Origin of the sequence: Shinella agrisoli, from assembly GCF_046557955.1 — a bacterium.
GTDB lineage: Bacteria > Pseudomonadota > Alphaproteobacteria > Rhizobiales > Rhizobiaceae > Shinella.
In genome coordinates this window covers 422182-449081 of the sequence record NZ_JBJIEP010000001.1, presented here as the reverse complement: position 1 = coordinate 449081, position 26900 = coordinate 422182, and the positions used below count along the sequence as shown (strand labels likewise).

The window sequence follows — 26900 nt, the reverse complement described above, 5'->3', positions numbered from 1 at the left end:
GGCAGCCAGCACATTTACCGTGTTTTCCGGTGGCGCAGGCGGGCCCTATCGCCCGGCACCGGTTTTGTTGCATTGTCTTGGCCGGTGAGTCGCATTATCTGACAGCGACAGGACTATTGACGAGCAATCCGGAGATTTTGGATGAGCGACGAGGACGAAAAGAAGACGGAACTGCCCCTGGGCAAGGACACGGAGGCGAACCTTTTCAAGTCGCGTTCGATCTTCATCTACGGGCCCATCAACCAGGAACTGGCGCAGAAGGTGTGCTCGCAGCTCGTGGCGCTCGCCGCCGCCAGCGACGAGGACATCCGCATCTACGTCAATTCGCCGGGCGGCCATGTCGAATCGGGCGATTCGGTCCATGACATGATCAAGTTCATCAAGCCGAAGGTCTGGATGATCGGCACGGGATGGGTCGCCTCCGCCGGGGCGCTGATCTATGTCGCGGCGCCCAAGGAGCGCCGCCTTTGCCTGCCGAACACCCGCTTCCTGCTGCACCAACCGTCGGGCGGCACGCGCGGCATGGCCTCGGACATCGAGATCCAGGCCCGCGAGATCATCAAGATGAACGAGCGCCTGAACAAGATCTTCGCCGACGCAACCGGCCAGCCTATCGAGAAGATCGCCAAGGACACGGACCGCGACTACTGGCTTTCCGCCGAGGAAGCCAAGGGCTACGGCCTCGTCTCGCGCATCGTGACGTCGCAGGCGGAGATCTGAGGTTTTCGCCTGCGCCGGTAGGTCGCGGGAAGCCGCGCCCCTTACCTAATCTTCTACGTCATCCTCGGGCTTGACCCGAGGATCCACCGTCGTTCGGAGCGTGGATGGTCGGGTCGAGCCCGACTATGACGGAGGAGAGGTTTGCCGACTTTGTCGGCAGCCTGGCCCTCCCGTCGCGGAGGGCTTTTTCTTCGGGGGTGCTTGCGCTTCGGCCGGCCCGCCGATATAAGCCACCTCATGTTGAAGACCGGCGCACAGATCATCGAACGGGTTTCCCGCGGCAGCGCAGCTGTCCGCGAGCGTTCGCGCGGCTTCTCCTCGCTTCTCCTTCTCGGCCTTACGCGCGGTTGCCGGGTTCGCTGAGGAGCGCCCGGCGGCCGAAAAGCCTGCCCGGCAACAGCTCCTCGTTTCACCCCATGCATTAATTCCGGTTCTGGCCGCCTTCGGCCAGCATTCGCCGTCGCCAAGCGCCCATCCTTGCGCTAAGACGCTTGCGCGAATGCCGGGACGACGAAGAGAAGACGCGATGATTCTGAAGACCCACACGCCCAAGCAGGGCATGCCGCAGGCAGCGGTGAAATACCAGCCCTATCCGACGATCGACATTCCGGACCGGACCTGGCCCTCCAAGACGATCACGAAGGCGCCGATCTGGTGTTCGGTGGACCTGCGCGACGGCAACCAGTCGCTGATCAACCCGATGGGCCATGACCGCAAGGCCCGCATGTTCCAGCTCCTCATCGACATGGGCTTCAAGGAGATCGAGATCGGCTTCCCCTCCGCCTCGCAGACCGACTTCGACTTCGCTCGCTGGTGCGTCGAGGAGGGCAACGTGCCGGACGACGTCTCCCTGCAGGTGCTGGTGCAGTGCCGGCCGGAACTGATCACCCGCACCTTCGAGGCGCTGGAAGGCGCCCGCAGGCCGATCATCCACTTCTACAACTCCACCAGTGAGCTGCAACGCCGCGTGGTGTTCGGCAAGGATGTCGCCGGCATCAAGCAGATCGCCACCGACGCGGCCAAGATGATCACCGACATGGCGGCGAAGGCCGGGGGCGGCTACCGCTTCGAATATTCGCCGGAGAGCTTCACCGGCACCGAGCTGGAGGTGGCGCTGGAGATCTGCAACGCGGTCGTGGAGATCGTGAAGCCGACGGCCGACAACAAGCTGATCCTCAACCTGCCCTCCACCGTCGAGATGGCGACGCCGAACATCTATGCCGACCAGATCGAGTGGATGTGCCGCAACATCGACAACCGCGAGAACATCATCGTCTCGCTGCATCCGCACAACGACCGCGGTACGGGCATCGCCGCCACGGAACTCGGTCTGATGGCGGGCGCGGACCGCGTCGAGGGCACGCTGTTCGGCAATGGCGAGCGCACGGGCAATGTCGACGTCGTGACGCTGGCGCTCAACATGTACACGCAGGGCGTCGACCCCAAGCTCGACTGCTCCGACATCGAGCGCATCAAGGCGGTCTACGAATATTCCAACGAGATGACCATTCCGGAACGCCACCCCTATGTCGGCGAGCTGGTCTACACGGCCTTCTCCGGCTCGCACCAGGACGCCATCAACAAGGGCATGAAGGCGATCCGGCAGGCCAACAAGCCGCTCTGGGAGGTGCCCTACCTGCCGATCGACCCGCAGGACGTCGGCCGGTCCTACGAGGCGATCATCCGCATCAACTCGCAGTCCGGCAAGGGCGGCATCGCTTATATCCTGCAAGAGGACTACGGCATCAACCTGCCGCGCAACCTGCAGGTGGAATTCCGCGAGGAGATCCAGCGCATCACCGACGAGGAGGGCGTGGAACTGCCGTCCAAGCGCATCCATGAGAGCTTCATGGAGCGTTACGTCACGCAGCCGGGCACGCGCCTTCGCTTCGTCGACCACCACACCTATCCCGATGCCGGCCAGAAGGGCACCCGCGTCGTTGCCGCGGAAATCACCGACGGCGGCGAGGTGAAGCGCATCGAGGGCAAGGGCACAGGCCCGATCGACGGCTTCATCAACGCGCTGTCGATCTACCTCGGCATCCCGATGTCGGTCGCCGACTATTCCGAGCACTCGCTCCAGCAGGGCTCGAACGCCGCGGCCATCGCCTATGTCGAGGTCGAGCATCCGGGCGGAAGGCTCTTCGGCGTCGGCATCAACACGAACATCGTGACGGCATCGCTGGAGGCGATCGTCTCGGCCGCCAACCGGGTGCTGGCGACGCGCGGCTGACCGGCCGAAAGCCGAAACGGGAAAACCCGGCAGCCGCGCCGCCGGGTTTTTCTTTTGGGGCATGTCGGACTGGAGGAGGTTGGTTCGTCTTCTACCTATAGGACCACGAAACCACCCTCGAAAGGATCATGCCATGGCAAAGAACACCGTCTGCGTTTGGTACGACAAGGATGCCGAGGCGGCTGCCCGCTTCTATGCCGAAACCTTTCCCGACAGCTCCGTCGATGCCGTCATCCGCGCGCCGGGCGACTATCCGTCCGGCAAGCAGGGCGAGGTGCTGGTCGTCGAATTCACGGTCGCGGGCATTCCGTGCGTCGGCCTGAACGGCGGGCCCGCATTCAAGCACACGGAAGCCTTCTCCTTCCAGATCGCGACGGAGGACCAGGAGGAGACAGACCGGTATTGGAACGCGATCGTCGGAAACGGCGGGCAGGAAAGCGAATGCGGCTGGTGCAAGGACCGCTGGGGCATATCGTGGCAGATCACGCCGCGCGTGCTGCTGGAAGCGCTCCAGGTGGGCGGCGGCGAGGCGAAGCGCGCGTTCGATGCCATGATGACGATGAAGAAGATCGACGTCGCGGCGATCGAAGCGGCGCGGCGCGGATAAGGCGTAGCCTTTCCCGAGGCGGTGGTTGCGTTTCAGCTTCTCGCGGTAACGCTCAGATGCTCTCCGACACCGCCTCGGCTATGCGCTCGAGGTCCGGGTCGGCCGATGGGCCGACCACGACGTAGGAGGCGTTGCCCTTCTGCCAGGAGACGAGGCCGATGTCGTTGCGCATGCTTTCCGCAAGCTCCGTGCTGCCGTCGACCGGTTCGCTCTGAAGGAAACAGATGGCGAAGATCTCGTTCTCGGCGTCGCGGTAGAGAAGCTGTGCCGTCGGCTTGCCGCCGGCGACCAGCAGGCGCGCGCCCTCGAAGGTGAGCTTCTGGGCGGAAAGATCGGGCAGGGCGAAGCTGACGCCTGTGCTGGCCGACAGCCATTCGACGATGTGCTGCTGCTCGCTGGCGGGCACTTCCACGAGATGGCGCGTCTGGCGCGAATAGATGCGGTGATAGTCCGCAATGTCGTCGAGCCAGGTGCGGGCAGGAGCGAACTGGTTGTTGGCGACCCGGAAGGAGGTCTGCTTCTGTTCGGAAATCAGGTAGCCGGCCGCGCCGCCGGCGAGGAAGATGACGAGCGAGGCGGCAAGCGCCTGCGGCCAGAACGCGCTGCGGCGGGATGCGGGCAGGGCAGCGACGGGGATGTCGGCGAAGCCGAGCTTCGGCGACTCGTCGTCGTTCTTGCCGGCTTCCTTGATATTGCGCACCAGGTCGAGCGGGATCGGCTCCTGCAGCATCCTGTCGAAGGCGCGGGCGCCGAACTCGCTGCCGAGCTTCAGCTTCTCGTAGACTTCCCGCGCCTCGTCGTCCTCGGCGAGGATGGCATTTATTTCTTCCATTTCCGCCTGTGGCAGCTGGCCGTCGAGATAGGCCGACAACCGTACTTCGAGCGGGAGACCCTGTGTGCTTTCCACGATCAGGCCCTCCTTTCCGTCTGTTCAGAGATCATGGCCGCAAGCCTGATGCGGGCTGCCGAAAGCCGGCTCATCACGGTGCCGATCGGTATCCCGAGGATATCCGCCGCCTCCCGGTAGCTGTGGCCTTCGACATTCACCAGGAGGAAGACGCTCGAAAGACCTTCCGGCATGGTCATGATCAACTTATGCAACTGTTTGGCATAGACCGCCTTGTCGGCCGATGCCTCGATATGCAGGTTGTCCTGCTCGGCAACATCTACAGTCCCGGACCCTGTGCGGACCTTTCGCTTGCGGATCTCGTCAACCCAGAGATTGCGCGTCATGGCATAAACCCAGCTTTCCAGCCGGCCTTCCCCGTTCCAGAGATGGCTTCGCGTGATGGCTCTCTCGCACGCCTCCTGCACGAGATCGTCGGCGTCGCTGCCGTTGCGCGTCAGCGTCATGGCAAAACGGCGCAACTTCGGCAGCAGATTGACCAATTCTCGCCGGAACTCATTCGCTTCTGCCGTCGGGCGCATTGCTTTTCCAAGGAAACGTTCGGGATCAAAACTCTATTCGCCCCCGGCCGGGCAGCGACCGTCTGATATGAAACATTCTTCCTCGGGTCTGCAAGCATGAACGGCATCCCGGAACGCAGTTTCTCGCGTTCCCCCGGCGATTGTCCCCGTGTTGGCCGCCGTCGTCCCGTTTTCGCACGGGCGCCGCCACGCGTCATCAATAGGTGGTGCGTTCCCCGCCGAGCGATTGCAGCAGCGCGCGGTAGGCCCAGGTATTCTCGCCGCCGCGGTCGCGGATCTCGACGAGCTGCACGCGGGCGCCCTCGATGTCGCCCTGTTCGATCAGCGCCTGGCCCATGTAGGAGCGGGCGAGGATGTAGTTCCCGTCCTTCTGCAGCGCCCGCCTGTAGTAGCTCATGCCGAGCTCCATGTCGCCGAGCTTGCGGGTGTTGTAGCCGAGATAGTTGAGGATGCGCGGATCCTCCTGGTCGTAGGCTGCGCGAAGCGCGCGGATCGCGTTCTTGTGCTGGCCGGCATAGGCGAATTCGCGCGCGGCTTCATAGAGCTTGTCGTCGATCGCGCGCTCGGTCTTCTTCTGCTCTTCTTCCTTTGCCGTGTCGTCGGCCGGCATGCCTTCCTCGGGCGTGCTTTCGGCCGGCTTCAGATCTTCCGGCGCGACGCATTCCTTCTTTTCGTCGTTCCAGATCTTGCCGTCGGTGCAGGTCGTCGTCGTTTCGGTGGCGACCGGCGGCGTGGTGGTGTCGGAATCGGCCGCGCGGGCGGACGAAAGCGCCGTCAGCGAGACGGCGGCGCAGAATGAAAGCAGCATGGTGTGGCGGAGCATGGTCATGGGTTCCCTCTCGATCGGATCGTCTGCCGGGCGCCGGCCGTCTCGGAGCGGCCCCGCCGGATGATTTCCGGGCAGCCGCTCCAGGAAGATGATACGGATGGCCGGAGGGATTTATTCGCACACGCTTTAGAAACGGGTCGTCTCGGCGAGCGCCAGCGCGAGGCCGTCCGGCGTCAGCGCGTAACGTTCGCGCAGGATGGTCCAGTTCCCCGGCGCGCCGGAAATCGAGAAGAGGTTGTAGCCGGCCGGCGGCTTGTGACCGCCCGGCCCCTGGGAGGCGGAGGCGATGCCGACGACGGGCACCTGCTTCGTCTGGCCGGGCAGCCAGTGCACGGTGTCGAGGTGCGTGTGGCCGTGCAGCACGAGCTCCGCCCCGCCGGTCGAGATCGTCGCGGCGAAGCGGCGGATGCCGATCATGCGCTTGTGGAAGGAGGTCGCGCCGCGGATCGGCGGATGGTGGATCAGGACGACGCGGAAGAGGCCGGCTTCGCCCGCGGCGCGCAGCATGTTCACCGTCTCGCGTGCCTGCCGGCTGCCGAAATAGCCGGAAGCGGCGAAGGGCGGCGTCGCGACGGCCGTGGAGCAGCCGATGATCGCTACCTGGCCGCGCACGCGCAGATAGGGAAAGACGTGCATGCCCTCCTGCCATTCGGCGGGCGCCGCATCGCCGCGCATGTAGGGATACCAGGCGCGCGTCGACTTCTCGTAGGCGCCGCGCACATAGGCGTCGTGGTTGCCCGGAACGACCGAGACGTTTTCCGGCGTGCCGGCTTCCGGCAGCCAGTGCTTCACCGCGGCGATCTCCAGCGAGGAGGCGAGGTTCACGAGGTCGCCGGTGATCGCCAGATGGTCCGGGTCGCGCTGTTCGATGTCGTCCAGCACGATGTCGAGCGTGTTGGTGAAAAGATGCCTGCGGCGGTTGCGGTGCCAGTTGACGAAACCGGTGATGCGCTTGGAAAACAACTCCAGGAAGGTGAGGGCGGGCAGCGGCCCGAGGTGGACGTCCGATATATGGGCAAGTCTGAACATACCCTTCCTTAGAGCATAAGCCGGTTGAGGGAAACGCAAGGCGTGGATATTCCCGGGCGTTTGCGGCGTCGAGCCTTGATTTGGCCGAAAGGTTCCTGCGAAGTGCCGGCATGGAAGAGACCGAGCCGACCGACGCCCCGCCGACCCGAAGCCCTCTCGTGCGGCTCGCGACGCGCATGCTGCACGGCTATTTCGCGCTGTCCCGCGGCATGACGATGGGGGTGCGCGGGGCCTGTTTCGACGACGCCGGCCGCATCTTCCTCGTGCGCCATTCCTATGTGCCGGGCTGGCACCTGCCGGGCGGCGGTATCGAACGGGGGGAAACGGCGCTCGAGGCGCTCGCCAAGGAAATGCGGGAGGAGGGCAATCTCGCCATCGGCGCCCCGCCCCGGCTTCTCCACGTTTACTTCAACCGCCGGACCAGCAGGCGCGACCACGTGCTTTTCTACCGCTGCGACGGCGTCAGGCAGACGGCGCCGCGCGTGAAGGACCGGGAGATCGTCGAGGCGGGCTTTTTCGCGCTCGATGCCCTGCCGGCCGCGACCACCGCCGCCACCCTGCGGCGGCTCGAGGAGCTTGCCGGCCGCTCGCCCTTCGCGGACGTCTGGTAGCTTCAGGCCGCCTTCAACCGTTCCCGTCCGTGCGGGGCGGAAAGATCGATCCGCGGCCCGACGGGGACGATGCCCGTCGGGTTGATCATCGTGTGGCTGCGGTAATAGTGCTCCTTGATGTGGCGCATGTTCACCGTCCCGGCGACGCCGGGCACCTGGTAGAGCTCGCGCAGATAGCCGTGGAGGTTCGGATAGTCGGCGATGCGGCGGAGGTTGCATTTGAAATGGCCGACATAGACCGGATCGAAGCGCACCAGCGTCGTGAAAAGCCGCCAGTCGGCCTCCGTGATGCGGCCGCCGGTGAGGTAGCGCTTCGCCGCCAGGCGCTCCTCGAGGCCGTCCAGCATCTCGAAGAGTTTTACGACGCTGTCCTCATAGGCTTCCTGCGTCGTCGCAAAGCCGGCCTTGTAGACGCCGTTGTTGACGGTGTCGTAGATTTTCCCGTTCAGCGCGTCGATCTCGGCGCGCAGGTCTTCCGGGTAATAGTCGTCGCGCGAGCCCGTCAGGTGGTCAAAGGCGGTGTTGAACATGCGGATGATTTCGGCCGATTCGTTCGAGACCATGCGGTTCCGCGTCTTGTCCCACAGCACCGGCACGGTGACGCGGCCGGAATAGGCGGGGTCGGCCTTCAGGTAGATCTCGTAGAGCGCGGAGGCGCCGAACAGCGGATCGGGCGTGCCGCCGTTCTCGCCCTTGAACTCCCAGCCCTTCGACAGCATCAGGGGATCGACGACGGAGACGCTGACGAGGTCTTCCAGCTTCTTCAGCTTGCGGAAGATCAGCGTGCGGTGCGCCCAGGGACAGGCATAGGAGACGTAGAGATGATAGCGGCCCGCCTCGGCGGCAAAGCCGCCTTCGCCCGTCGGGCCCGGCGCGCCGTCCGGCGTGATCCAGTTGCGGAACTGCGAGGCGGAGCGCTTGAAATGGCCCTTCGTCGCTTTCGTGTCGTACCAGACGTCGTGCCAGACGCCGTCAACGAGCATGCCCATGGTCGTCTCCTTTCGCCGCCGCGCGGCCTCAACTTGCGTCCATAGATAGCGCGTGCAGCAAGGCTGGATAGGCGCATTTTGATGAACAGTGCGTTTTGCTCTTTGACAGAAGGAAAATTTCTGCTATCCTCCCAGACCAACACGGGCACTCGGGCCCGCGAGGAAGACGATCCGCCCATGTTCCATACGGGAACCCCACGACGACGCTGATGCTCACGCTGCGCCCCCCGGCGGCGGCGCGATCGCCCGCATTCAAGCTTCGTATCCGGTTCCCTGTTTCATGAACATGCTCAAGCACGATCTCGTCTACCTGACGGAAGATGCGTCCCACGACGCGGCCATCGAACTCATCAACGAAGAAGCCTTCGGCCCCGGCCGGCACGTTCGCGCGGCCGCCCGCATCCGCGAGCAGGGGCCGCACGACCGTTCCCTCTCCTTCATCTGCACCGACGACGGCGAGACGATCGCCTCCGTCCGCATGACGCCGGTGATGGCCGGCGGGGTGAGGGGGCACCTCCTCGGCCCGCTCGCCGTGCGGCCCTCGCACAAGAACCGGGGCATCGGCCGGGAACTGCTGCGCATCGCCTGCGCCGCAGCCAGGCGCCGGGGCTCCGAAGCCGTCGTGCTCGTCGGCGACCCGCCCTATTACGGCCCGCTCGGCTTCGAGAAGGTCGCCTGGAACGCGCTGGCCTTTCCCGGCCCGGTGGATCCCGCCCGCGTGCTCGTCATGCCCTTTGCCGAAGACACGCATGAACGGCTGAAGGGCGTCATCGCCTGGCGGGACGACGGGGCGGAAGGGCGGTAAGGCTTCTCTGTGGTTTGCCCCTCACCCTGGCCCTCTCCCCGCAAGCGGGGAAAGGGATGTGCCCTGCGAGCGGGCATCGGTTGGGGGAACCGGCGGCATACCCCTTCGCCCCGCTTACGGGGAGAAGGTGGCGGCAGCCGGATGGGGGGCGGCCTGCGCGAAAGGGCTTTCAGGCCTTCAGTTCCATGAAGCGGATGCGGTTCTGGAAGGGATCGGTCACCGTCACCTCCAGCCGCCTGCCTTCGTCCTCCAGCCCGGGCCTCATGTAGCGGTAGTTCTTGCCGATCAGCTCCTTCTGCAAGGCGCGGATGCCCTTCATGTAGACGACCATGTTGCCGCCGGGCGTGGCATCGCCCGCGTGCTCGGAGAGGTGCAGCCTGAGCCCGCCGCGGGAGACCTGGGTGTAGAGCGGGAAGTTCTCGCCGTAGCGGTGTTCCCAGTCGACGGAGAAGCCCAGGAAGCCGAGATAGAATTCATGCGCCTTCGCCACGTCGAAGATGCGCACGATCGGTACCGCCTGCTCGAAGGCAATGCCGTCTTCCGGCGGCTTAGCCTCGATCCTGGCGGACAGGATGTTCCAGGTCTCGACGCCGAACTGGCGGGCGACGATCTCGAGCGCTTCGCTGTGGGTGATCTCGATATTGCGGGCGGCAAGTGTTTCCCGCATGGCTTTCGCCATGGCCTTGGCATCGCGAAAATCGCGCATGTCCGTTCCTTTCGCTGCGGCGAAGTTCCCGTCAGTGCCCGCGTTGCCGACGCCTTCGCCCACGATGAACGGTGGAGAAAGGTTCTCTTGGAGGCGTTCGCCATGCCTTGGGGAAAGGCGCGGGTCTGCCGGCCGCCTCCGGCCGCGCGGGAAGATTAGCCGAACACGTGAGGGAACGCCAGACGGAAAGGCGTCTAGCGTCCTTCGCGATACCACATGGCCGAGAAGGCGAGCAACAGGAGGCCGACACCGGCGAAACCGGCGAAGAGCGGCAGCGAGTTGATGCCCTTCAGCACCGTCTCGTCCGTCATGCGCAGCGACAGGCGGTTCTCGTCGGCGGTGCGCACCTGGCCGGAGACCGGCAGCAGCGGCGGCAGGGAGACGGCCTCGCCGTCCTCGTCGACGAGCCGGCGGACCGTGCCCCTGGTGGCGTCGGCCAGCGGCTTCAGCGTCTCTGTCGTCGAGATCGTCGCCTTGAACTCCGGCGCATCGACCGCGCCGACATGGACGAGCGCGCTCAGATCGTCGTTGGTGATCTCGTAGAGCCCGGTCTCGGCGGTCTGGACTTCGGCGCGGTAGAGGCCGGGCTCGGCCTCGCTCAGCGTCACCTGCTCCGTCCTGCCCGAGGGCAGCTTCAGCGTCGCCTCGCCCGGCGCGTCGCCGATCGTCTGGCGGTTGATCTGCAGGGTGCGGCCGAAGGTGCGCGCGGTCAGCGCCTCCTCCTCCAGCGCCGGCTCCTGCATCAGCCAGTGCGCGGTGCGCCGGTAGAGCGAGACGTGCGGGCCGCCGCCCTCGAAGCCGCGCGCCCAGAGCCAGCCCTGGTCGGAGAGCAGCATGGCGACGCGGCCCTTGCCGGCGCGGTTGAGCACGAGCAGCGGCTTGCCGTCGTTCGCCTCCATCACGACATTGCCCTGCGGGCGCTGCACGTCGACGGTACGGAACCAGCGGCCCCAGCGCGGCGGCTCCTCGCCGGCGCCTTCGAGGCCGCGGGTGACGGGATGCTTGCGGCCCTGCTCGGAAAGGCGGGGATAGAAGGGCGCCTCGTTCATCGCGCCGGTCGGGTTCGCCGGCAGCACGACGGACAGCGGCGTGCTGGCGATGGAATCGTTGCCCGCATGCTCGGGGCCTGCCGCGATCAGCAGCGCGCCGCCGTTCTCCACGTATTGCGCGATGTTGTCGTAATAGAGGATCGGCAGCACGCCGCGGTGCTGGTAGCGGTCGAAGATGATGAGGTCGAACTCGTTGATCTTGTCGACGAAAAGCTCGCGCGTCGGGAAGGCGATGAGCGACAGTTCGTTGATCGGCGTGCCGTCCTGCTTTTCCGGCGGACGCAGGATCGTGAAGTGCACGAGGTCGATGGCAGTGTCGGATTTGAGGAGGTTGCGCCAGGCGCGTTCGCCGGCGTGCGGCTCGCCCGAGACGAGCAGCACGCGCAGGTTCTCGCGGATGCCTTCGATGACGTGGACGGCGCGGTTGTTCGCCGTGGTGATCTCGGCCGCCACCGGCGCCACCTCGAATTCGAGGATGTTGTTGCCGCCGCGCGGCACGGTGAAGCGGAGCGGCTGTTCGGTGCCGGGCTGGGCGATCTCGGAGGCGATCTCGTTGCCGTTGAGGCGGATGGTCACGCGGGCGGCCTCGCCGGGGCCGGCGCCGTCGTCCACCACGCGGAACGTCAGTTCCTGCGGCTCGCCGACGATGCCGAAGCGCGGCGCGCTGACCACCTCGATGCGGCGGTCGAACTCGTCCGGCCGGCCGGTGACGAGCGCATGGACCGGCGCCTCGAAGCTGGAAAAGGCGGAGGCCTCCGGAATGTCGTGCACCTGGCCGTCGGTGACGAGGATCGCGCCGCCGACGCGCGAGCGCGGCACGTCGGCGATCGCCGCATTGAGGGCGTCGAAGAGGCGCGTGGACGGCGTGTCGGACGTGCCGTCGTCACCCGCTTCCACGATGCGCGGCTCGATGCGCGGATAGCGCGCGAAACGTTCCTTGAGGCCTTCCAGCGCGGCATCGGTCTGGGCCGTGCGCTGCTCGCTGTCTTGGCTCTGGCTGCGGTCGACGACGACCGGCACGACGGTGGACAGCGCCTCGCGGTCCTCCTGCAGGAAGACCGGGTTGGCGAGCGCCAGCACCAGCAGCGCCAGCGCCAGCGCGCGCACGAGCGCGCCGCGCAGGCCCCGCCAGAAGCCGAGCGCGGCGAGCGCAAGGCCCGCAAGGCCGACGAGGGCGATGGCGAACCAGGGCAGGAAGGGGGAGAACTGGATGGTCATGTCACTGCCCCAGCCGTTCGAGGAGGGCGGGCACGTGCACCTGGTCCGCCTTGTAGTTGCCGGTGAGCATGTACATCATGATGTTGACGCCGGCGCGGAACGCGTGGTCGCGCTGCACCTCGTCCGGCGGCACGGTCGGCAGGAGCGCCATGCCGTTCGCGTCGGTCGCCCAGGCGCCGGCGAAGTCGTTGCCGGTGATCATGATCGGCGACACGCCGTCGCCCGCGCGCGCCGGCCGGGAGGGGTCCTCCGTACGATCCAGCTCCGCCTCGATCCAGAGCGGGCTTCCGGCATAGCGGCCGGGGAAGTTCGCAAGCAGGTAGAAGGCCTTTGTCAGCACGTGATCGGCAGGCACGGGCTCCAGCGGCGGGATGTCGAGATTGGCGAGGATCGCCTGCAGGCGCTCGGTGTTCGGGCTCGTCGAGCTGCCGTCGAGGGAGACGAACTGGTCGCGCGTGTCGAACAGCACGGTGCCGCCGCTGCGCATATAGGCGTCGATGCGGCTGATCGCGGCGCTGGACGGCATTTCGGCCGAAGCGCTCACCGGCCAGTAGATGATCGGGTAGAGGGCGAGCTCGTCCCTGGAAATGTCGACGCCGACCGGCTCGCCCGGCTCGAGCGTCGTGCGGTAGGTGAGGAATTCCGTGAGGCCCGCAAGGCCGCGCTCGGAAATCCGGTCCACTTCGCTCTCGCCGGTGACGACATAGGCAAGGTGAGTCGTGTCGAGCCGCGACAGGATCGTCTCGTCGCCGGGTTTCTCGTCGGCCGCCCGGCTTTGCGCGGGGAGCGCCGCAAGCGAGCCGGCGGCAAGCGCCAGCAGCACGGCGGCGGTCGCCGCGCGCTTCGGCACGCGGCGGGCGGCTGCGGCGAAGGCGCCGCCCATGAAGAGCACGATGGCACAGTCGGCAAGAAGGAGGAGGGCGGCGAGCGTGAAGAGATGCGGCTTTAAGGACCATGTTTGCCTGCCGGCGAGCGGCTCGCGCAGGACGGCCGCGCCCTCGGCCACCGCGAGCGGGCGGATTTCGTGGCCCGGCGGGAAGAGGTTGTGGGCGACATAGCCGTCCTCCGTGCCGTAGAGGCCGGGCGGGTTGTCGAAGCTGGCGATCTTCCTAGCGCCGTCGCCTGCGGCGAGCGGCTTGGCCTCGCCGGTGGCCGCGGCGAGCGTGCCGCTGGCGGTCATCAGGCGGTAGGGCGGCAGGCCCTGGGCCTGCCCGCCGTCGCCGGTCGAGACGCCGCCGCCGCGCGAGAGCTGCACGGTGCGGCGGAGCATTTCCACGAAATCGCCGGAGAGCGGCAGGTTGGACCAGCCGGTTTCCGCGCTGACATGGAAGAGCACGAGGCGACCGGAGCCGAGCGGGCCGGTCGTCACCAGCGGCGTGCCGTCGGCAAGGCTCGCCCAGGTGCGCTCGGCAAGGTCCGGCGTCGGTTCGGCGAGCACCTGGCGCTTGATGAGGATGTTCTCCGGCGCGCGCATGCCGAAGAAGGGGCTGTTTGCCGGATAGGCCGAGAGCGGCTGCGGCTCGGACCAGGACAGCGCGCCGCCGAGCGCGCGCTCGCCCTTGCGCAGCATGACCGGGACGAGCGGATCGTCGGCGGGGGCGGCGGCAAGGCGCGGGCCGGCGAAGCGGATCAGCATGCCGCCCGCCTCGATCCAGCGCTGGACCTCGCCCTGCACGTCCTCCGGCAGGCGGCCGATGTCGGCCATGATCAGCACGGAGGGGTTCTGCTCGAGGAGTTCGGGAATGGCGACGGAGAGGTCGGCGACGCTCGGCTCGATCAGGTCGGCATAGGGCGCGAGCGCACGGTTGATGTAGTGCAGCGGCGAGAGGAGCGGCTGGCTCGCATCCGCGACCTCGCCGGAGAGGAAGGCGACGCGGCGGCGGCGGAAGCCGTCGTCGAGCAGGTAGGTGCCGCCGGCATTGGCAAGCCCGTCGATGGCGATGCGGGAGAAATCGTTGCGCAGCTCGAAGGGGGCGGCGATCGTGCCGGCCGCGCTCGTCTCGCCGGCGGCGAAGTCGGCCGTGCCGCTCGCGATCGGCCGGCCGCGGGAATCGTAGGCCGTCAGCGGCAGGCTGCGCGCCGTGCGCCCGTCGAGGCGCGTGAGGGTGAGGGAGAGCGCATCGGCGCCGTTCGCGGCCGAGGTGACGGCGACGGCGGAGGCTCCGTCGCCTTCGATCAGGCGGAATTCGGCGGGAGAGAGGGCCCGTAGGGCGGAGACCGCCTCGTCGGTCTCGCCGGCCGCCATGCCGTCGCTGAGGAAGGCCACGGTGCCCGGCGCGGTGCCGTCGAGCGCGGTGCGCAGCGAAGCGACCGCCGCGGCGCGGTCGGCCGGCAGCGGCCGCGGCTCGGCGGCGGCGAGGCGGTTGCGGGCGGTCACGGCATCGACCGGCACGGCGTCGTGCTGGCGGTCGGCGGTGAGCACCAGCGAGACCGGCACGTCGCGGCTTTCGGCGTCGTCGATCAGCGCCGAGGCGGTCTCCACCCGCTGCGGCCAGTCGGTGGCCGAGGCCCAGGTGTTGTCCATGACGAGGACGAGCGGGCCGCTGCTTGCCAGCGTGTTGGTGCGCGGGTTGAAGACCGGGTCGGCGATGGCGAGGATGACGGCTGCGGCCATCAGCATGCGCAGCAGCGTCAGCCACCAGGGGCTCTGCGCCGGCGTCTCCTCGCGCTTCATGACCGAGGCGAGGATGGCGAAGGGCGGGAAGACTTCGGTCAGCGGCCTGGGCGGCGTGAGGCGCAGGAGCCACCAGATGACGGGCAGCAGCACGAGCGCGGTGAGCACGGCGGGAAAGGCGAAGGCGAACGCGCTCATCGGCCGCGGCCCTCCGTCTTCATCGCCGGCATGCCGGAAAGGTACATGTGCACGGCGACCAGCGCCTCGGAGGCGAGCCGGTCCGTGCGGTGGGAAACGAAGCTCCAGCCGAGATGGCGCAGGTTGTCGGCAAGGGTCCTCCGCCGCGCGACATAGGCGCGGGCATAGTCGTCCTTCAGCGTCTCGGCCCGGCCGGCGGTGAGCTTCTGCCCGCTTTCGGGATCGGTGAACTCCGTGCGGCCGACATAGGGGAACATCTCTTCCGCCGGGTCGGCGACCTCGACGACATGGCCGGTAAGGCCCCGGCGGGCGAGAGGGGCGAGGCGCTCCATGATGTCCTCGACGGGATCGAGGAAATCGCCGATCAGCACGATGTCGCTGCTGCCGCGGATCATGCGGGTGTCGGGCAGGCCGCCGGTCGTGCCGTTGTGCATGAGGGCGCTCGCCAGCCGCTCGGCGGCATTGCGCGCGGCGATCGGCTCCATGATGCCGGGGCAGCCGATGCGCTCGCCGGAGCGGGCGAGGATTTCGGCAAGCGCCAGCATCAGGACCAGCGCGCGGCTCTCCTTCGAGACCGCGCCGAAGGTCGACTTGTACATCATCGAAGGCGAAAGGTCGGCCCAGACCCAGACGGTGTGGGCGGCCTCCCATTCGCGGTCGCGCACATAGGTATGGTCGTCGCGGGCCGAGCGCCGCCAGTCGATGCGCGACAGGCTCTCGCCGTCGACATAGGGCCGGAACTGCCAGAAATTCTCGCCGATGCCGCGCTTGCGGCGCCCGTGCCAGCCGGCGATCACCGTATTGGCGAGACGCTGCGCCTCGACCATGCAATCGGGAATGAGGGCGGCCCTCGCCTGGGCCCGCGAGAGCACTTCGCGGGTCGGGGTTGGCTCGACGATCTGGCCGACGGATGCCATGCTTCTATCCCACTCAGCCGCCCGCCTGCCGGACGAGGCCCGCGATGACGTCGCGCACGGACATGCCCTCGGCGCGGGCGCCGAAGGTCAGCGCCATGCGGTGCTGCAGCACCGGTTCGGCAAGCGCGAGCACGTCGTCGACGGAGGGCGCGAGGCGGCCTTCGTAGAGTGCGCGGGCGCGGGCGCAGAGCATCATCGCCTGGCCGGCGCGCGGGCCGGGCCCCCAGGCGACATGCTTGTCGGTGGAGGCGATGCCGTTGCCGGGGCGGGCGGAGCGCACAAGCGAGAGGATCGCGTCGAGCACCTTCTCGCTCACCGGCATCTTGCGGATGAGGGTCTGGATCTCCATCAGCCGGTCGGCGGAGATGGCGGCACCGGCCTGCGCCTCGTCGACGCCGGTCGTCTCCAGGAGGATCTGCCGCTCGGCGGCGAGCTCCGGATAATCGACGTCGACCTGCAGCAGGAAGCGGTCGAGCTGGGCCTCGGGCAGCGGATAGGTGCCCTCCTGCTCCAGCGGGTTCTGCGTGGCGAGCACGTGGAAGGGCTTCGGCAGGTCGTTGCGCGCGCCCGCGACGGTCACGTGGTACTCCTGCATGGCCTGGAGGAGGGCGGACTGGGTGCGCGGCGAGGCGCGGTTGATCTCGTCGGCCATCAGGAGCTGGGTGAAGATCGGGCCGGGCACGAAGCGGAAGGAGCGCTTGCCGTTCTCGTCCTGGTCCATCACCTCCGAGCCGAGGATGTCGGAGGGCATGAGGTCCGGCGTGAACTGGATGCGGCTGGAGGTGAGGCCGAGCACCGTGCCGAGGGTCACGACGAGCTTGGTCTTGGCAAGGCCCGGCACGCCGACAAGCAGCGCATGGCCGCCGGAGAGCACCGCAAGCATCGTCTGCTCGACCACGCTTTCCTGGCCGAAGATGACCTTGGCGACTTCCTTGCGGATGACGGCGATGTCGGAGAGCGCCCGTTCCGCGGCCGCGATCACCGCCTTCTCGTCCAGGCCTGCCTCGGGGGAATTCTGAACGCCCATGGTCGTCTCCAGTGCCGGTTCCAAACTTTCGGCGAATCGTGGCCTTGCCGCGTTCGCTGCCTATGGTGAAAGCTTATTAGCTCACCCGTGGCTGACAAGCGGCCACGAAATGACTATCTCGTGAGAAAATGGTGTATCCACCCTTTCCTCCTGAAACGGGCCTCTTCAAACAGGGGCCTCTCGCGGAGATAGGGTTGAACCGGGACGGAACAATGGCAACGGGCGAAATTCGTGAGAGCGGCGACGCGGCGGGACTGGCCGCATTGATCTCGCGCGCGAGCGCCGAGACGGGCGGGCGCGGCCTTCCGCCGGTCGAGCGCTGGAACCCGCCGTTCTGCGGCGACATCGACATGGAGATCCGCGCCGACGGCACGTGGTTCTACCTCGGAACGCCGATCGGCCGCGCGCCGCTGGTGCGGCTTTTCTCCACGGTCCTGCGCAAGGACGAGGACGGCAAGACCTATCTGGTGACGCCGGTCGAGAAGGTCGGCATCCGCGTCGCCGATGCGCCGTTCCTCGCCGTCGAGATGAATGCGAGCGGGGCGGGCGAGGAGCGCAAGCTCACCTTCCGCACCAATGTCGGCGACGTGGTGGAGGCAGGGCCGGAGCATCCGCTGCGCTTCGTGATCGCGGGTGAGAACAGCGAATTGAAACCGTATCTCCTCGTGCGCGGGCGGCTGGAGGCGCTGGTCTCGCGGGCGGTGATGTACGACCTGGTCGCGCTTGGCGAGACCGTCGACATCGACGGCGAAAGGATGTTTGCGGTGCGCTCCGCCGGCACGATCTTCCCGATCATGCCGGCGGCCGAGCTGGATGCGCTGTCCCGATGAGCCTTCCGCCCTACAGCGCCGCGGAATTCCGCCGCCGGGCGACGGAGCAGACGCTGACGCTCGGCGATGAGAGCTGGCGCGAGCACGGCGACAGCCTGCTCAACCCGTCCGTCATCCCCCACCTCGAAGGCATGAAGCTGCGCGATGCGGCGGTGCTGATCCCCGTGGTCGACGACGGGGAGGAGGCCCGGGTCATCTTCACCCAGCGCACGGCGACGATGCGCAAGCATTCCGGGCAGATCGCCTTCCCGGGCGGGGCCGTGGACGATGACGACGAGGACGTCGAGGCGGCGGCGATGCGCGAGGCGGAGGAGGAGATCAGCCTCGACCGCCGGTTCGTCGAGCCGGTCGGCCGCCTACCGCAGTACAAGGCGCTCTCCGGCTTCTCCATCACGCCGGTGCTGGCGGTGGTGCAGCCGGGCTTCGAGCTCATCCCCAACCCGGCGGAGGTGGAGAAGGTCTTCGACGTGCCGCTCTCCTTCCTCATGGACCCGCGCAATCACGAGCGCGGCAGCGGCATCTGGCTCGGCGGCGAGCGGCACTATTACCGCATGCCCTACGAGGGGCATAACATCTGGGGCATCACCGCCGGCATCGTGCGGGTGATCTACGAAAGGCTCTATGCATGACGTCTGTTTCGGGCGAGGCGTGGTTTTCCGATCCGGCGCTCGCACGCGTGCTGGCGATCCTCGACAGCGACGGCGGGGAGGCGCGCGTTGCGGGCGGGGCGGTGCGCAACAGCCTGATGGGCCTGCCCGTCGCCGACGTCGACATCGCGACGACGCTGCGGCCGGAGGCCGTCGTCGAGCGGGCGAGGCAGGCCGGCATCAAGGCGGTGCCGACGGGTATCGAGCACGGCACGGTGACGCTGGTCGTGGGCGGTAAGCCCTTCGAGGTGACGACGCTGCGCCGCGACGTCGCGACGGACGGCCGTCATGCGGAGGTGGCGTTCGGCACGAACTGGCAGGCCGATGCCGAGCGGCGCGACCTCACCATCAACGCCCTCTACGCCACGCGGGACGGCACGGTCATCGACCTCGTGGACGGCCTGCCGGACGTCGAAAGCCGCACGGTGCGCTTCATCGGCGATGCCGCCACGCGCATCGCGGAGGATCACCTGCGCATCTTGCGCTTCTTCCGTTTCTTCGCGCTCTACGGCAGCGGCCGGCCGGATGCGGAGGGCCTGAAGGCCTGCGCGCGGGCGAAGGACAAGCTGGGAAAGCTCTCGGCCGAGCGGGTCTGGGCCGAAACGAAGAAGCTGCTCGCCGCGCCGGATCCCGGCCGCGCGCTGCTCTGGATGCGGCAGGCAGGCGTGCTTGCCGAAATCCTGCCTGAGACGGAAAAATGGGGCATCGATGCGATCCCCGGCCTTATCGATACGGAAAAGGCGTTCGGCTGGAAGCCGGATGCGCTGCTGCGGCTTGCCGCCATCGTGCCGCCGGATCGCGAGCGGCTGAAGACGCTCGCCGGGCGCCTGCGCCTCTCGAAGGCGGAAGCGGCGGCGCTCGACCATTGGGCGGCTGCCCCGCAGATCGCGCCGAAGCTGGCGGAGACGGCGTTCGACCGGCTGCTCTATCGCCACGGGCCGCAAGGCCTCACCATGCGGCTGAAGCTGGCGCTTTCCTCCGCGCGGGCGCGCGGTCTCGGAGACGGGGAAGCGCTGGCCTTTGCCGGCCTCTGCCAGCGCCTGCTTGCGCGCGCCGAAAAGTGGCGCAAGCCCTCCTTCCCGTTGACGGGCGCGGACGTGCTTGCCGCCGGCGTGCCGGCCGGGCCGAAGGTCGGCTCGGTGCTCGATGCGATCGAGGACGAATGGGTGGCGGGCAATTTCCACGACGGCCGGGCAAAGCTGCTTGCCCGGCTGGAAGTGCTTGCCAAGGAAGGCTGAAAACGGGGCGGGCCGTCAGGCCGCGTCCGCCTTCTTCTCGTCCACGATGCGCTCCTTGATGTGGTCGACCATGCTTTCCCGGATCGTGGTTTCGCCGTGGGCGGTGCGCATGTGCTCGACCGCGCGGCGAACGACTTCGGCGTCGTCATTGGCCCGCGTATGCCAGTCGCATCCGGGCACGAGTGAACCGCATTCAAAAAGTCTCATGACCTATCTCCTGTCGTTTCAACGGGGCCAGTGTAGCAGACGCGGCCCCGTCGGCCAAACGGGAACCCGTCCGGGTCCTGAAGAACCCGTTTCGGGAACGGGAAAGACGGCCCGGAGTTCCGCCCCGGTGCGCAAGGGTACCGCATTCAGCCGGATGCGGTCAGGCGGCGTCTTCGTCCTTCGCCCAGGCATCGAAGCAGGCGGATGACTGCAGCTGCTCCGGTTTCGTGCGGGGGTCGGCAAGGTGATGGAGCTTGCTGCCGCCCGAAAGCCTCAGCCGGGCCTCCTCGACGAAATAGGCATGCGGAAGGTCCACGCCGCTTCCCGCGCGCATTGTTTCGGCGAAACGATCCAGGAAATCGGGGGATTGCGGGTTGGAACCCATATGCACTGCGTCTTGTAGCGCATTGACCATGACTGCCTCCTCCGTGGAATCATGCAGGTGCATTCTACCACGGCGGCGGGCGAACCCGTAATCACAAGCCTGCTAGCAGAGCGCCCTTTGCGCGGGCATTCATGGCCAGCGCACGACCGGCGGCAGGGAGGAGAGGATCGACTCGACGTTTCCGCCGGTCTTGAGGCCGAAGATCGTGCCGCGGTCGTAGAGCAGGTTGAACTCGACGTAGCGGCCGCGGCGGATCAGCTGCTCGTCGCGGTCCTCCTCCGTCCAGCCCTTGTTGAAGTTCGCGCGCACGATCTTCGGATAGACCATGGCGAAGGCGCGGCCGACGTCCTGCGTAAAGGCGAAATCCGCCTCCCAGCCGCCGAGCTCCTCCGGCGAATGCAGCCAGTCGTAGAAGATGCCGCCGGTGCCGCGCGGCTCGCCCCGGTGCTTGAGGAAGAAGTATTCGTCGCACCATTCCTTGAAGCGGGCGTGGTCGGCGACCGGATGGCGGTTGCAGGCGATCTCCATCGCCTTGTGGAAGAGGGCGGTGTCCGGGTCGCTCATCGTGCGGCGGCGGTCGAGCACCGGCGTCAGGTCCGCGCCGCCGCCGAACCAGCGGCTGGTGGTGACGACCATGCGGGTGTTCATGTGCACGGCCGGCACGTTGGGGTTCACCGGATGGGCGATCAGCGAGATGCCGGAGGCCCAGAACCGCGGGTCTTCGGCGGCGCCGGGGATCTGGGTGCGGAATTCGGGCGAGAACTCGCCGTGGACCGTGGAGGTGTGCACGCCGACCTTCTCGAAGACGCGGCCTTCCATCATCGACATGCGGCCGCCGCCGCCTTCGCCGTCCTCGCGCAGCCAGTCCTTGCCGACGAAACGGCCCGGCGGCTGGTCGGACAGCGGGCCTTCCAGGTCGTCCTCGATCGCCTCGAAGCTCGCGCAGATCGCGTCGCGCAGCTGCTCGAACCAGGCGCGGGCCCGTTCCTTCTTGTCCTCGATGTCCTCGGGCAGGCCTTTCGGCAGGTCTGGTCGTTCCATGGTTCTTCCCGCTGGCGGCTCGACGCCGAATCGCATTTCGGCCACAGTCCTCAACTTTGCGCCGTTTGGCAACCGGAAGGGCCTCGCCGGCCGGAGACGGCGGGACTCGCAAAAGGCACGGGGCCGGCTTATCTTATCTCCATAGAATGTGCTGCCAGGAGGAAATCTGCATGGCGCGTGTTCCCGGGCCGCCCCCTCTCGACGGGCTCCGGCGCCAGATCGAGCGCCGCCGCCGCGAGAAGCCCGCCGGCGGCGGCCATTTCGTGCGCGAGACCTTCTGCCTGGAACGGCAGGCGGCGCGGGAAAAGGCGCGCGAATGGTTCGACCTATGGCCGAAGGCCGCGTACTGGACGGAAGTGGAGAGCTGGCGGGCGCTGGAAGGCGACCGCATCGAATTCACCATGCGCCGGCTGCCGAGCGCCGACTGACGCGCTCACGCCGCCGCGGCGATCCGCCGGTTCTCCTGCGTCCTGCCGCCGTAGCCCCAGCTGTCCATCTTCACCTCGCGCACGACCACGTATGTGACCGGGTTGAGCGGGACGCCGACGGCTTCCTCGAGGAGACCGTAGGCGGCGGCGATGAACCGCTCCTTCTCCTCGGCGGTGTTCGTGCCCTCGCTGACGAGGACTTCGAGATAGCCGGCGGCCGGCAGGCGGCGGGCGCCGACCGTCCAGCCCGCTATCGCCTGCTCCTCGACGAGGACGGCGGTCGCCTCGGCGCGCTTGCCGAGCAGGGTGACGGCAAGGCGGGTGGCCTCGTCCTGGAGATGGAGGCGTTCGGCGTCGTCGAGGCTGCGGCCGGATATGCGGATGTGAAGGAAGGGCATGGTCGTCTCCTGTCGCTGTTGACGGGACGAGGCTATGGTAGGACTATGGTTTTTAAAATTGAGAAGTATTTTCTCTATAGTTTTGGAAAACTGAATGGTTTCCGCCCGCAACTTCGACATGGACGTGCTGCGCACCTTCGTTACCGGCGTGCGGCTCGGCAGTTTCGCCAAGGCGGCCGAAGCGTTGGGCCGCACGCCGCCTGCCGTCAGCCTGCAGCTCAGGAAGCTTTCCGATCTCAGCGGCCAGACGCTGTTCACCAGGCAGGGCAGGGGCCTTGCGCTCACCGATGCCGGCGAGGCGCTTTATGACTATGCGGTGCGCATCCTCGACCTCAACGACGAGGCGATGATGATGCTCGGCTCCAGCCGGTCGCTCGACGGCTGGCTGCGGCTCGGCATCCCGCAGGATTTCGCGGAGACCTCGCTGCCGCCGGTGCTCGGCCGGTTTTCGCGCGCCCATCCCAAGCTCAGGGTGGAGGCGCGGGTCGATCGCGGCGCCAAGCTTGTGGCGGCGGTGGAGCGCGGCGATCTGGACATGGCCGTCACCTGGGGCGGTCCGCGCAGCCTCCACTGCCAGCATGTCGCCACCCATCCGATCGTCTGGATCGCGGCCGCGGACTACGCGCTGCCGGCGAAAGAGGCGGTGCCGCTCATCGCCTTCGATCCTCCCTGTTCCTTCCGCACGGCGGCCGTCGATGCGCTTTCGGCGGCGCGGCGCGAATGGCGGCAGGTCTTCGCCAGTCCCGGCCTTGCCGGCCTCTGGGCGGCGGTGACGGCCGGGCTCGGCGTGACGATCCGCACCACCGCCGGCATGCCGCCGCACCTTCGCGTTCTCGACCCGGAACGGGCGGGGTTGCCGGTGCTCGGCAGCGTCGACCTGATGCTGCACACGGCCGAGGCCATGCCTTCCGCGCCGGTTCTGCGGCTGCGCGACATCCTCCTCGACATGCTCGCCAGCCCGTCCTGACGACATTCTGGCCGGCAAGTTCGATTGACGGCGGACCCTCGCGCCCCTATCTTGCGGCCATCGTCATCAACAGAAAGGCGCCGTTGCGGTTCTCAAGCACGGCTCACAGTCCTTGTTCGAACTCGCGATTGCTGTCTTCCTCATCCTCTTGAACGGGGTTTTCGCCCTTTCCGAGCTTTCCATCGTTTCCTCGCGCAAGCCGCGCCTCAAGACCATGGCGGCCCAGGGCTCGCGCGGCGCGGCATCGGCGCTGAAGCTTGCGGAAAACCCCGGAAAATTCCTCTCCACCGTCCAGATCGGCATCACCCTCATCGGCATCCTCGCCGGTGCCTTCTCCGGTGCCGCGCTCGGCGGGCGCCTGCGTGACATCCTCTATGCCGAGGGCGTGCCGGACTGGCTGGCCGATCCGCTCGGCTACGGCATCGTCATCTCGGTGATCACCTTCCTCTCGGTCGTCGTCGGCGAGCTGGTGCCCAAGCAGATCGCGCTGAAGAATCCGGAGCGCTTCGCCACGCTCGTCGCCCCCGCCATGTCGCTGCTGTCCAAGATCGGCGCGCCGGCCGTCTGGGTGCTCGACGCGTCGACGCGGCTGATCTTCCGCCTGCTCGGCCAGCATGAAGTGTCCGAAAGCATCGTCACGGACGAGGAGATCAAGACGATCGTCGCGGAAGCCGAGGCCGCGGGCGTGATCGAGGGCGGCGAAAAGCAGATGATCGCCGGCGTCATGCGCTTTTCCGACCGCGAGGCGCGCGGCCTCATGACGCCGCGCAACGACGTCGACTGGATCGACCTCGGCGACACGATCGAGGAAATCCACCAGCAGCTCGTCGAGAGCCAGCATTCCCGCCTTCCGGTCGCCGACGGCGGGCCGGAAACGATCGTCGGCATCGTCCAGAAGCGCGAGCTGCTCTCCGCCATGCTCGCAGGCCAGCCGCTCGACATCCGCTCCTTCGTCAGGGCCGCGCCGATCGTGCCGGACACGATGGATGCCATGCGCGTCCTGGAAACGCTGCGCAATTCGGAAGTGCCGATCCTGCTCATCCACGATGAATACGGCCACTTCGAAGGGATCATCACCCCGGCCGACGTGCTGGAGGCGATCGCCGGCGTCTTCCGCGCGGACATCGATGAAGGCGATGACGATTATGCCGTGCAGCGCGAGGACGGCTCCTGGCTCATCGCCGGCTCGATGCCGATCGACGAGATGGCCGACCGCCTCGGCCTGACGCTGCCGGCCCGCCGCAGCTACCAGACGGCGGCCGGCCTCGTCATCGAATCGCTGCAGAAGCTTCCGAAGACCGGCGAGATCACGGAGACCCAGGGCTGGCGCTTCGAGGTCGTCGACATGGACGGCCGGCGCGTCGACAAGCTGCTCGCCACGCGCCTCGATTAGGGCAAAAACGCATAGCGGCTTTGCGTCCGGAACTGCGTGAAGACAAGAGATAGGGCGAGATGCTCTAGGACCGGTCGGGTTCGAGCAGTCTTGGCCCAGGCCCTTCCGCCGCCAGCGTGTCCATCGGATTGCGCAGCGGGCAATCCCGCATGGAGAGGCAGCCGCAGCCGATGCAGCCGTCGAGCTGGTTGCGCAGCTTGGTGAGCCGTGCGATGCGCTCGTCGAGCTGGCCGCGCCAGCTTTCGGAGAGTTTGCGCCAGTCCTGCGCCGTCAGCGGCCTGTCGTGCGGCAGAACGGTGAGGGCGTCCGCGATCTCGGAAAGTGGGATGCCGGTGCGCTGCGCCACCTTGATCACCGCGACCCGGCGCAGGATGCTGCGCGGATAGCGCCGCTGGTTGCCGCGATTCCTCCGGCTGCGGATCAGCCCCTTCGCCTCGTAGAAATGCAATGTCGATACCGCGATCCCGCTGCGCTCGGCGACCTCGCCGACGCTGAGCTCGCGGGGCATCGCGTCCTTCGGACATTTTTCCGTCATGCTGTTGACCTCAACTATGGTTGAGGTTTTATACCAGCGGCTCCCCGGTTTTCCAACACGGAGCAAATCCGCATGACAGAGAGACTCACCATCGCCCTCATCTATGGCAGCGGCCGCGAGGGACGTTTTGCCGATACGATCGCGGGATGGCTGGAACCGGAGCTTGCCGGCTTCGGCCAGTACGACATCATCCGCATCGACCCGGCTGAACTGGTCTTCACGCCCGGCGGCCTGGACGAGGCCTCGGCGGAGCTGGTCGAAAGCCGGATCTCGCAGGCGGATGCCTTCCTGGTGCTCACGCCGGAATACAACCACGCCTATCCGGCCGCGCTGAAGGCGGTCATCGATTGCTGCTTCCGGCCCTGGCATGCCAAGCCCGTCGCCTTCATTTCCTACGGCGGCGTTTCCGGCGGCCTGCGCGCCGTGGAGCAGTTGCGGCTGGTCTTTGCCGAGCTGCATGCCGTGGCGATCCGCGAGACGGTGAGCCTTGCCCATGCCTGGACACAGTTCGACCCCGCCGGCAACCCCTTCCGGCCCGGCCAGCTCAACGGACAGCTTGCCGTGCTGATGAAACGCCTTACCTGGTGGGCCAACGCGCTGAAGGCGGCGCGCATCGCGACACGCTATGACGAGGCGGCGGCATGAAACCGGAACACTACGCGACGGCAGAGGTTGCCCGCTCCCCGCAGGAGTTCCGGCGCAATGCGACGCTGCTCCTCATCAGCACGCTCACCATCATGTCCGGCGCGACGATCTCCGCCTCGCTGCCGGGCATTGCGGCGCGTTTTGCCGATGTGGAGAACGTGGCGCTGCTCAGCCGGCTGGTGCTGACGCTGCCGGCGGTGTTCATCGCCGTGTTCTCCCCGGCAGCGGGCTTCCTCGTCGACAGCTTCGGCCGCAAGCCGCTGCTCCTTGCCTCGCTCGCCCTCTTCGCCGTCGCGGGCGCCTCGGGGCTTTTCCTCGATACGCTGCCCGGCCTGCTGGCCGGCCGCGCCGTGCTCGGCATTGCGGTCGGCGGCATCATGACCGCGACGACGGCGCTCGTCGGCGACTTCTTCCAGGGGCCGGCGCGCGACCGCTACATGGGCCTGCAGCAGGCTTTCGTCGGCATCGGCGGCACGATCTTCCTGACGGGCGGGGGCTTCCTTGCGGAAGTGCACTGGCGCGGGCCGTTCCTCATCTACACCGTGGCGGTCCTGCTGCTGCCGGCGGCGGTGGTCTTCCTGGAGGAGCCGCGCCGGATCCGCCCGGCCGACCCGGCGGCGGGAGAGGGCAGGCTCGGCGGGCGCAGGGCCGTGCTGCTCGGCCTGCTGTTCATCGCCGCCGCGGCCAACATGATCGCTTTCTACATGATCCCGACGCAGCTGCCTTTCTATCTCGAATCGCTCGGTTTTTCCGCGCCGAGCCTTGCGGGGACGGCGATCGGCGCGGGCCAGCTCGTCGGCGTGGTGAGCGCCCTTGCCTTCGCGCCCTTCCGCCGCCTGCTCGGGATCATGGGCGTCTTCGGCCTCGGCTTCCTTTCGGCAGGCGTTTCGTTCCTGCTTCTTGCGGGTGCGCAAAGCTATGGCAGCGTGCTCGCCGCCATGGCCGTCTCCGGCGTCTGCATGGGCACGATCATGCCGAACTTCGCCGCCGCCGCCATGCTGCTGGCGCCGCCCGCCCTGCGCGGCCGCGTCTCCGGCCTCCTGGTTTCCAGCATCTTCGCCGGCCAGTTCCTCTCGCCGGTCGTCTCGCAGCCGCTCATCGCCGCAGGGGGCTACGACGGCGCCTACGCCATCGTCGGCGCCGCCGTCCTGGTCTTCGGTGTCGGGGCCTTTGCCGTCCGGCTGCTTGGGCCGGGCGATGGCTAGG

The 26900-nt window shown here is 67.4% G+C and carries 28 protein-coding genes; 13 read left to right on the top strand and 15 right to left on the bottom strand.

Annotated elements, in window-relative coordinates:
• The first annotated feature begins 141 nt into the window (after positions 1-141).
• The 3 genes from ACIIOY_RS02170 (at position 142) to ACIIOY_RS02160 (ending at position 3560) form a co-directional block, all read left to right on the top strand.
• On the top strand, positions 142-720 hold the full coding sequence (locus ACIIOY_RS02170; RefSeq protein ID WP_411032959.1) for an ATP-dependent Clp protease proteolytic subunit: 579 nt from the start codon (positions 142-144) through the stop codon (positions 718-720).
• 526 nt (positions 721-1246) lie between these two features.
• Complete coding sequence (leuA, locus tag ACIIOY_RS02165; RefSeq protein WP_411032958.1) at positions 1247-2953, top strand: 2-isopropylmalate synthase; 1707 nt, start codon at positions 1247-1249, stop codon at positions 2951-2953.
• 133 nt (positions 2954-3086) lie between these two features.
• A complete protein-coding gene (locus tag ACIIOY_RS02160) occupies positions 3087-3560 on the top strand; it encodes a VOC family protein (protein WP_411032957.1) in 474 nt (157 codons plus the stop codon).
• Positions 3561-3612: 52 nt separating this feature from the next.
• Here the strand turns inward: ACIIOY_RS02160 and ACIIOY_RS02155 are convergent, their stop codons facing one another.
• The 4 genes from ACIIOY_RS02155 to ACIIOY_RS02140 all read right to left on the bottom strand — a co-directional run bounded on the left by ACIIOY_RS02155 (position 3613) and on the right by ACIIOY_RS02140 (position 6846).
• Positions 3613-4467, bottom strand: coding sequence for an anti-sigma factor family protein (locus ACIIOY_RS02155; RefSeq protein WP_411032956.1), 855 nt, complete (start codon positions 4465-4467; stop codon positions 3613-3615).
• A gap of 2 nt (positions 4468-4469) precedes the next feature.
• Positions 4470-4988, bottom strand: a complete 519-nt coding sequence (locus tag ACIIOY_RS02150) for an RNA polymerase sigma factor (protein WP_411032955.1) — start codon at positions 4986-4988, stop codon at positions 4470-4472.
• Between the two features lie 196 nt (positions 4989-5184).
• Positions 5185-5817, bottom strand: coding sequence for a tetratricopeptide repeat protein (locus ACIIOY_RS02145; protein WP_411032954.1), 633 nt, complete (start codon positions 5815-5817; stop codon positions 5185-5187).
• Positions 5818-5943: 126 nt separating this feature from the next.
• Positions 5944-6846 (bottom strand): metallophosphoesterase family protein, encoded by a 903-nt coding sequence (locus tag ACIIOY_RS02140; RefSeq protein WP_411032953.1) that lies wholly within the window; start codon positions 6844-6846, stop codon positions 5944-5946.
• 110 nt (positions 6847-6956) lie between these two features.
• Here ACIIOY_RS02140 and ACIIOY_RS02135 point away from each other — a divergent pair, with 110 nt between their 5' ends.
• Positions 6957-7457 carry an NUDIX domain-containing protein gene (locus ACIIOY_RS02135; protein WP_411032952.1) on the top strand — a complete coding sequence of 167 codons (501 nt, stop codon included), beginning with the start codon at positions 6957-6959 and terminating at the stop codon, positions 7455-7457.
• 2 nt (positions 7458-7459) lie between these two features.
• Here ACIIOY_RS02135 and ACIIOY_RS02130 read toward each other — a convergent pair whose 3' ends face one another.
• Entirely contained in the window at positions 7460-8446 is a 987-nt protein-coding gene (locus tag ACIIOY_RS02130) for a glutathione S-transferase family protein (protein WP_411032951.1), read from the bottom strand.
• A 286-nt stretch (positions 8447-8732) separates the two neighbouring features.
• On the opposite strand from ACIIOY_RS02130, the gene ACIIOY_RS02125 reads away from it, so the two are divergent.
• Complete coding sequence (locus tag ACIIOY_RS02125; protein WP_411033049.1) at positions 8733-9251, top strand: GNAT family N-acetyltransferase; 519 nt, start codon at positions 8733-8735, stop codon at positions 9249-9251.
• A gap of 169 nt (positions 9252-9420) precedes the next feature.
• On the opposite strand, the gene ACIIOY_RS02120 is transcribed toward ACIIOY_RS02125, so the two are convergent.
• The 5 genes from ACIIOY_RS02120 to ACIIOY_RS02100 all read right to left on the bottom strand — a co-directional run bounded on the left by ACIIOY_RS02120 (position 9421) and on the right by ACIIOY_RS02100 (position 16980).
• Complete coding sequence (locus tag ACIIOY_RS02120) at positions 9421-9957, bottom strand: glyoxalase superfamily protein (RefSeq protein WP_411032950.1); 537 nt, start codon at positions 9955-9957, stop codon at positions 9421-9423.
• A gap of 194 nt (positions 9958-10151) precedes the next feature.
• Complete coding sequence (locus tag ACIIOY_RS02115; RefSeq protein ID WP_411032949.1) at positions 10152-12224, bottom strand: hypothetical protein; 2073 nt, start codon at positions 12222-12224, stop codon at positions 10152-10154.
• A 1-nt stretch (position 12225) separates the two neighbouring features.
• On the bottom strand, positions 12226-15036 hold the full coding sequence (locus tag ACIIOY_RS02110) for a DUF4159 domain-containing protein (protein WP_411032948.1): 2811 nt from the start codon (positions 15034-15036) through the stop codon (positions 12226-12228).
• Positions 15033-15953, bottom strand: a complete 921-nt coding sequence (locus ACIIOY_RS02105; RefSeq protein WP_411032947.1) for a DUF58 domain-containing protein — start codon at positions 15951-15953, stop codon at positions 15033-15035. Before ACIIOY_RS02105 ends, ACIIOY_RS02110 begins: the two co-directional genes overlap by 4 nt.
• Before the next feature lie 13 nt (positions 15954-15966).
• On the bottom strand, positions 15967-16980 hold the full coding sequence (locus ACIIOY_RS02100) for an AAA family ATPase (RefSeq protein WP_411032946.1): 1014 nt from the start codon (positions 16978-16980) through the stop codon (positions 15967-15969).
• A gap of 212 nt (positions 16981-17192) precedes the next feature.
• Here ACIIOY_RS02100 and ACIIOY_RS02095 point away from each other — a divergent pair, with 212 nt between their 5' ends.
• The 3 genes from ACIIOY_RS02095 to ACIIOY_RS02085 are packed head-to-tail and all read left to right on the top strand — an operon-like array spanning position 17193 to position 19695.
• Positions 17193-17810, top strand: a complete 618-nt coding sequence (locus tag ACIIOY_RS02095; RefSeq protein ID WP_411032945.1) for a DUF1285 domain-containing protein — start codon at positions 17193-17195, stop codon at positions 17808-17810.
• Positions 17807-18439 carry a CoA pyrophosphatase gene (locus tag ACIIOY_RS02090; protein ID WP_411032944.1) on the top strand — a complete coding sequence of 211 codons (633 nt, stop codon included), beginning with the start codon at positions 17807-17809 and terminating at the stop codon, positions 18437-18439. The genes ACIIOY_RS02095 and ACIIOY_RS02090 overlap by 4 nt, the downstream gene beginning before the upstream one ends.
• Complete coding sequence (locus tag ACIIOY_RS02085; protein ID WP_411032943.1) at positions 18436-19695, top strand: CCA tRNA nucleotidyltransferase; 1260 nt, start codon at positions 18436-18438, stop codon at positions 19693-19695. The genes ACIIOY_RS02090 and ACIIOY_RS02085 overlap by 4 nt, the downstream gene beginning before the upstream one ends.
• A 15-nt stretch (positions 19696-19710) precedes the next feature.
• Here ACIIOY_RS02085 and ACIIOY_RS02080 read toward each other — a convergent pair whose 3' ends face one another.
• From ACIIOY_RS02080 to hemF, 3 genes are all read right to left on the bottom strand, one after another.
• A complete protein-coding gene (locus tag ACIIOY_RS02080; RefSeq protein WP_411032942.1) occupies positions 19711-19902 on the bottom strand; it encodes a DUF1059 domain-containing protein in 192 nt (63 codons plus the stop codon).
• Positions 19903-20062: 160 nt separating this feature from the next.
• A complete protein-coding gene (locus ACIIOY_RS02075) occupies positions 20063-20218 on the bottom strand; it encodes a hypothetical protein (RefSeq protein WP_411032941.1) in 156 nt (51 codons plus the stop codon).
• A 198-nt stretch (positions 20219-20416) separates the two neighbouring features.
• The gene (gene hemF, locus ACIIOY_RS02070) at positions 20417-21328 is read right to left on the bottom strand and encodes an oxygen-dependent coproporphyrinogen oxidase (protein ID WP_411032940.1); all 912 of its coding nucleotides are present in this window, start codon (positions 21326-21328) and stop codon (positions 20417-20419) included.
• Between the two features lie 170 nt (positions 21329-21498).
• Between hemF and ACIIOY_RS02065 the strand changes: the two genes are divergently transcribed.
• The gene (locus ACIIOY_RS02065; protein WP_411032939.1) at positions 21499-21756 is read left to right on the top strand and encodes a hypothetical protein; all 258 of its coding nucleotides are present in this window, start codon (positions 21499-21501) and stop codon (positions 21754-21756) included.
• Between the two features lie 5 nt (positions 21757-21761).
• On the opposite strand, the gene ACIIOY_RS02060 is transcribed toward ACIIOY_RS02065, so the two are convergent.
• A complete protein-coding gene (locus ACIIOY_RS02060) occupies positions 21762-22154 on the bottom strand; it encodes a tautomerase family protein (protein ID WP_411032938.1) in 393 nt (130 codons plus the stop codon).
• A gap of 94 nt (positions 22155-22248) precedes the next feature.
• Here ACIIOY_RS02060 and ACIIOY_RS02055 point away from each other — a divergent pair, with 94 nt between their 5' ends.
• Both ACIIOY_RS02055 and ACIIOY_RS02050 read left to right on the top strand, forming a co-directional pair.
• Entirely contained in the window at positions 22249-23121 is an 873-nt protein-coding gene (locus tag ACIIOY_RS02055) for a LysR substrate-binding domain-containing protein (RefSeq protein ID WP_411032937.1), read from the top strand.
• Between the two features lie 112 nt (positions 23122-23233).
• Positions 23234-24514 carry a hemolysin family protein gene (locus ACIIOY_RS02050; protein ID WP_411032936.1) on the top strand — a complete coding sequence of 427 codons (1281 nt, stop codon included), beginning with the start codon at positions 23234-23236 and terminating at the stop codon, positions 24512-24514.
• A gap of 64 nt (positions 24515-24578) precedes the next feature.
• Here the strand turns inward: ACIIOY_RS02050 and soxR are convergent, their stop codons facing one another.
• Positions 24579-25049, bottom strand: a complete 471-nt coding sequence (soxR, locus tag ACIIOY_RS02045) for a redox-sensitive transcriptional activator SoxR (RefSeq protein ID WP_411032935.1) — start codon at positions 25047-25049, stop codon at positions 24579-24581.
• Between the two features lie 72 nt (positions 25050-25121).
• Here soxR and ACIIOY_RS02040 point away from each other — a divergent pair, with 72 nt between their 5' ends.
• Together ACIIOY_RS02040 and ACIIOY_RS02035 are read left to right on the top strand one after the other, a co-directional pair.
• Positions 25122-25694, top strand: coding sequence for an NADPH-dependent FMN reductase (locus ACIIOY_RS02040; protein ID WP_411032934.1), 573 nt, complete (start codon positions 25122-25124; stop codon positions 25692-25694).
• The gene (locus ACIIOY_RS02035) at positions 25691-26899 is read left to right on the top strand and encodes an MFS transporter (RefSeq protein WP_411032933.1); all 1209 of its coding nucleotides are present in this window, start codon (positions 25691-25693) and stop codon (positions 26897-26899) included. Before ACIIOY_RS02040 ends, ACIIOY_RS02035 begins: the two co-directional genes overlap by 4 nt.
• Position 26900 lies beyond the last annotated feature (1 nt).

Coding starts and splice junctions, on each gene's coding strand:
- ACIIOY_RS02170 (WP_411032959.1), top strand. CDS start 142: ATGAGCGACGAGGACGAAAAGAAGACGGAACTGCCCCTGGGCAAGGAC.
- leuA (WP_411032958.1), top strand. CDS start 1,247: ATGATTCTGAAGACCCACACGCCCAAGCAGGGCATGCCGCAGGCAGCG.
- ACIIOY_RS02160 (WP_411032957.1), top strand. CDS start 3,087: ATGGCAAAGAACACCGTCTGCGTTTGGTACGACAAGGATGCCGAGGCG.
- ACIIOY_RS02150 (WP_411032955.1), bottom strand. CDS start 4,988: ATGCGCCCGACGGCAGAAGCGAATGAGTTCCGGCGAGAATTGGTCAAT.
- ACIIOY_RS02145 (WP_411032954.1), bottom strand. CDS start 5,817: ATGACCATGCTCCGCCACACCATGCTGCTTTCATTCTGCGCCGCCGTC.
- ACIIOY_RS02140 (WP_411032953.1), bottom strand. CDS start 6,846: ATGTTCAGACTTGCCCATATATCGGACGTCCACCTCGGGCCGCTGCCC.
- ACIIOY_RS02135 (WP_411032952.1), top strand. CDS start 6,957: ATGGAAGAGACCGAGCCGACCGACGCCCCGCCGACCCGAAGCCCTCTC.
- ACIIOY_RS02130 (WP_411032951.1), bottom strand. CDS start 8,446: ATGGGCATGCTCGTTGACGGCGTCTGGCACGACGTCTGGTACGACACG.
- ACIIOY_RS02125 (WP_411033049.1), top strand. CDS start 8,733: ATGCTCAAGCACGATCTCGTCTACCTGACGGAAGATGCGTCCCACGAC.
- ACIIOY_RS02120 (WP_411032950.1), bottom strand. CDS start 9,957: ATGCGCGATTTTCGCGATGCCAAGGCCATGGCGAAAGCCATGCGGGAA.
- ACIIOY_RS02115 (WP_411032949.1), bottom strand. CDS start 12,224: ATGACCATCCAGTTCTCCCCCTTCCTGCCCTGGTTCGCCATCGCCCTC.
- ACIIOY_RS02110 (WP_411032948.1), bottom strand. CDS start 15,036: ATGAGCGCGTTCGCCTTCGCCTTTCCCGCCGTGCTCACCGCGCTCGTG.
- ACIIOY_RS02105 (WP_411032947.1), bottom strand. CDS start 15,953: ATGGCATCCGTCGGCCAGATCGTCGAGCCAACCCCGACCCGCGAAGTG.
- ACIIOY_RS02100 (WP_411032946.1), bottom strand. CDS start 16,980: ATGGGCGTTCAGAATTCCCCCGAGGCAGGCCTGGACGAGAAGGCGGTG.
- ACIIOY_RS02095 (WP_411032945.1), top strand. CDS start 17,193: ATGGCAACGGGCGAAATTCGTGAGAGCGGCGACGCGGCGGGACTGGCC.
- ACIIOY_RS02090 (WP_411032944.1), top strand. CDS start 17,807: ATGAGCCTTCCGCCCTACAGCGCCGCGGAATTCCGCCGCCGGGCGACG.
- ACIIOY_RS02085 (WP_411032943.1), top strand. CDS start 18,436: ATGACGTCTGTTTCGGGCGAGGCGTGGTTTTCCGATCCGGCGCTCGCA.
- ACIIOY_RS02080 (WP_411032942.1), bottom strand. CDS start 19,902: ATGAGACTTTTTGAATGCGGTTCACTCGTGCCCGGATGCGACTGGCAT.
- hemF (WP_411032940.1), bottom strand. CDS start 21,328: ATGGAACGACCAGACCTGCCGAAAGGCCTGCCCGAGGACATCGAGGAC.
- ACIIOY_RS02065 (WP_411032939.1), top strand. CDS start 21,499: ATGGCGCGTGTTCCCGGGCCGCCCCCTCTCGACGGGCTCCGGCGCCAG.
- ACIIOY_RS02060 (WP_411032938.1), bottom strand. CDS start 22,154: ATGCCCTTCCTTCACATCCGCATATCCGGCCGCAGCCTCGACGACGCC.
- ACIIOY_RS02055 (WP_411032937.1), top strand. CDS start 22,249: ATGGTTTCCGCCCGCAACTTCGACATGGACGTGCTGCGCACCTTCGTT.
- soxR (WP_411032935.1), bottom strand. CDS start 25,049: ATGACGGAAAAATGTCCGAAGGACGCGATGCCCCGCGAGCTCAGCGTC.
- ACIIOY_RS02040 (WP_411032934.1), top strand. CDS start 25,122: ATGACAGAGAGACTCACCATCGCCCTCATCTATGGCAGCGGCCGCGAG.
- ACIIOY_RS02035 (WP_411032933.1), top strand. CDS start 25,691: ATGAAACCGGAACACTACGCGACGGCAGAGGTTGCCCGCTCCCCGCAG.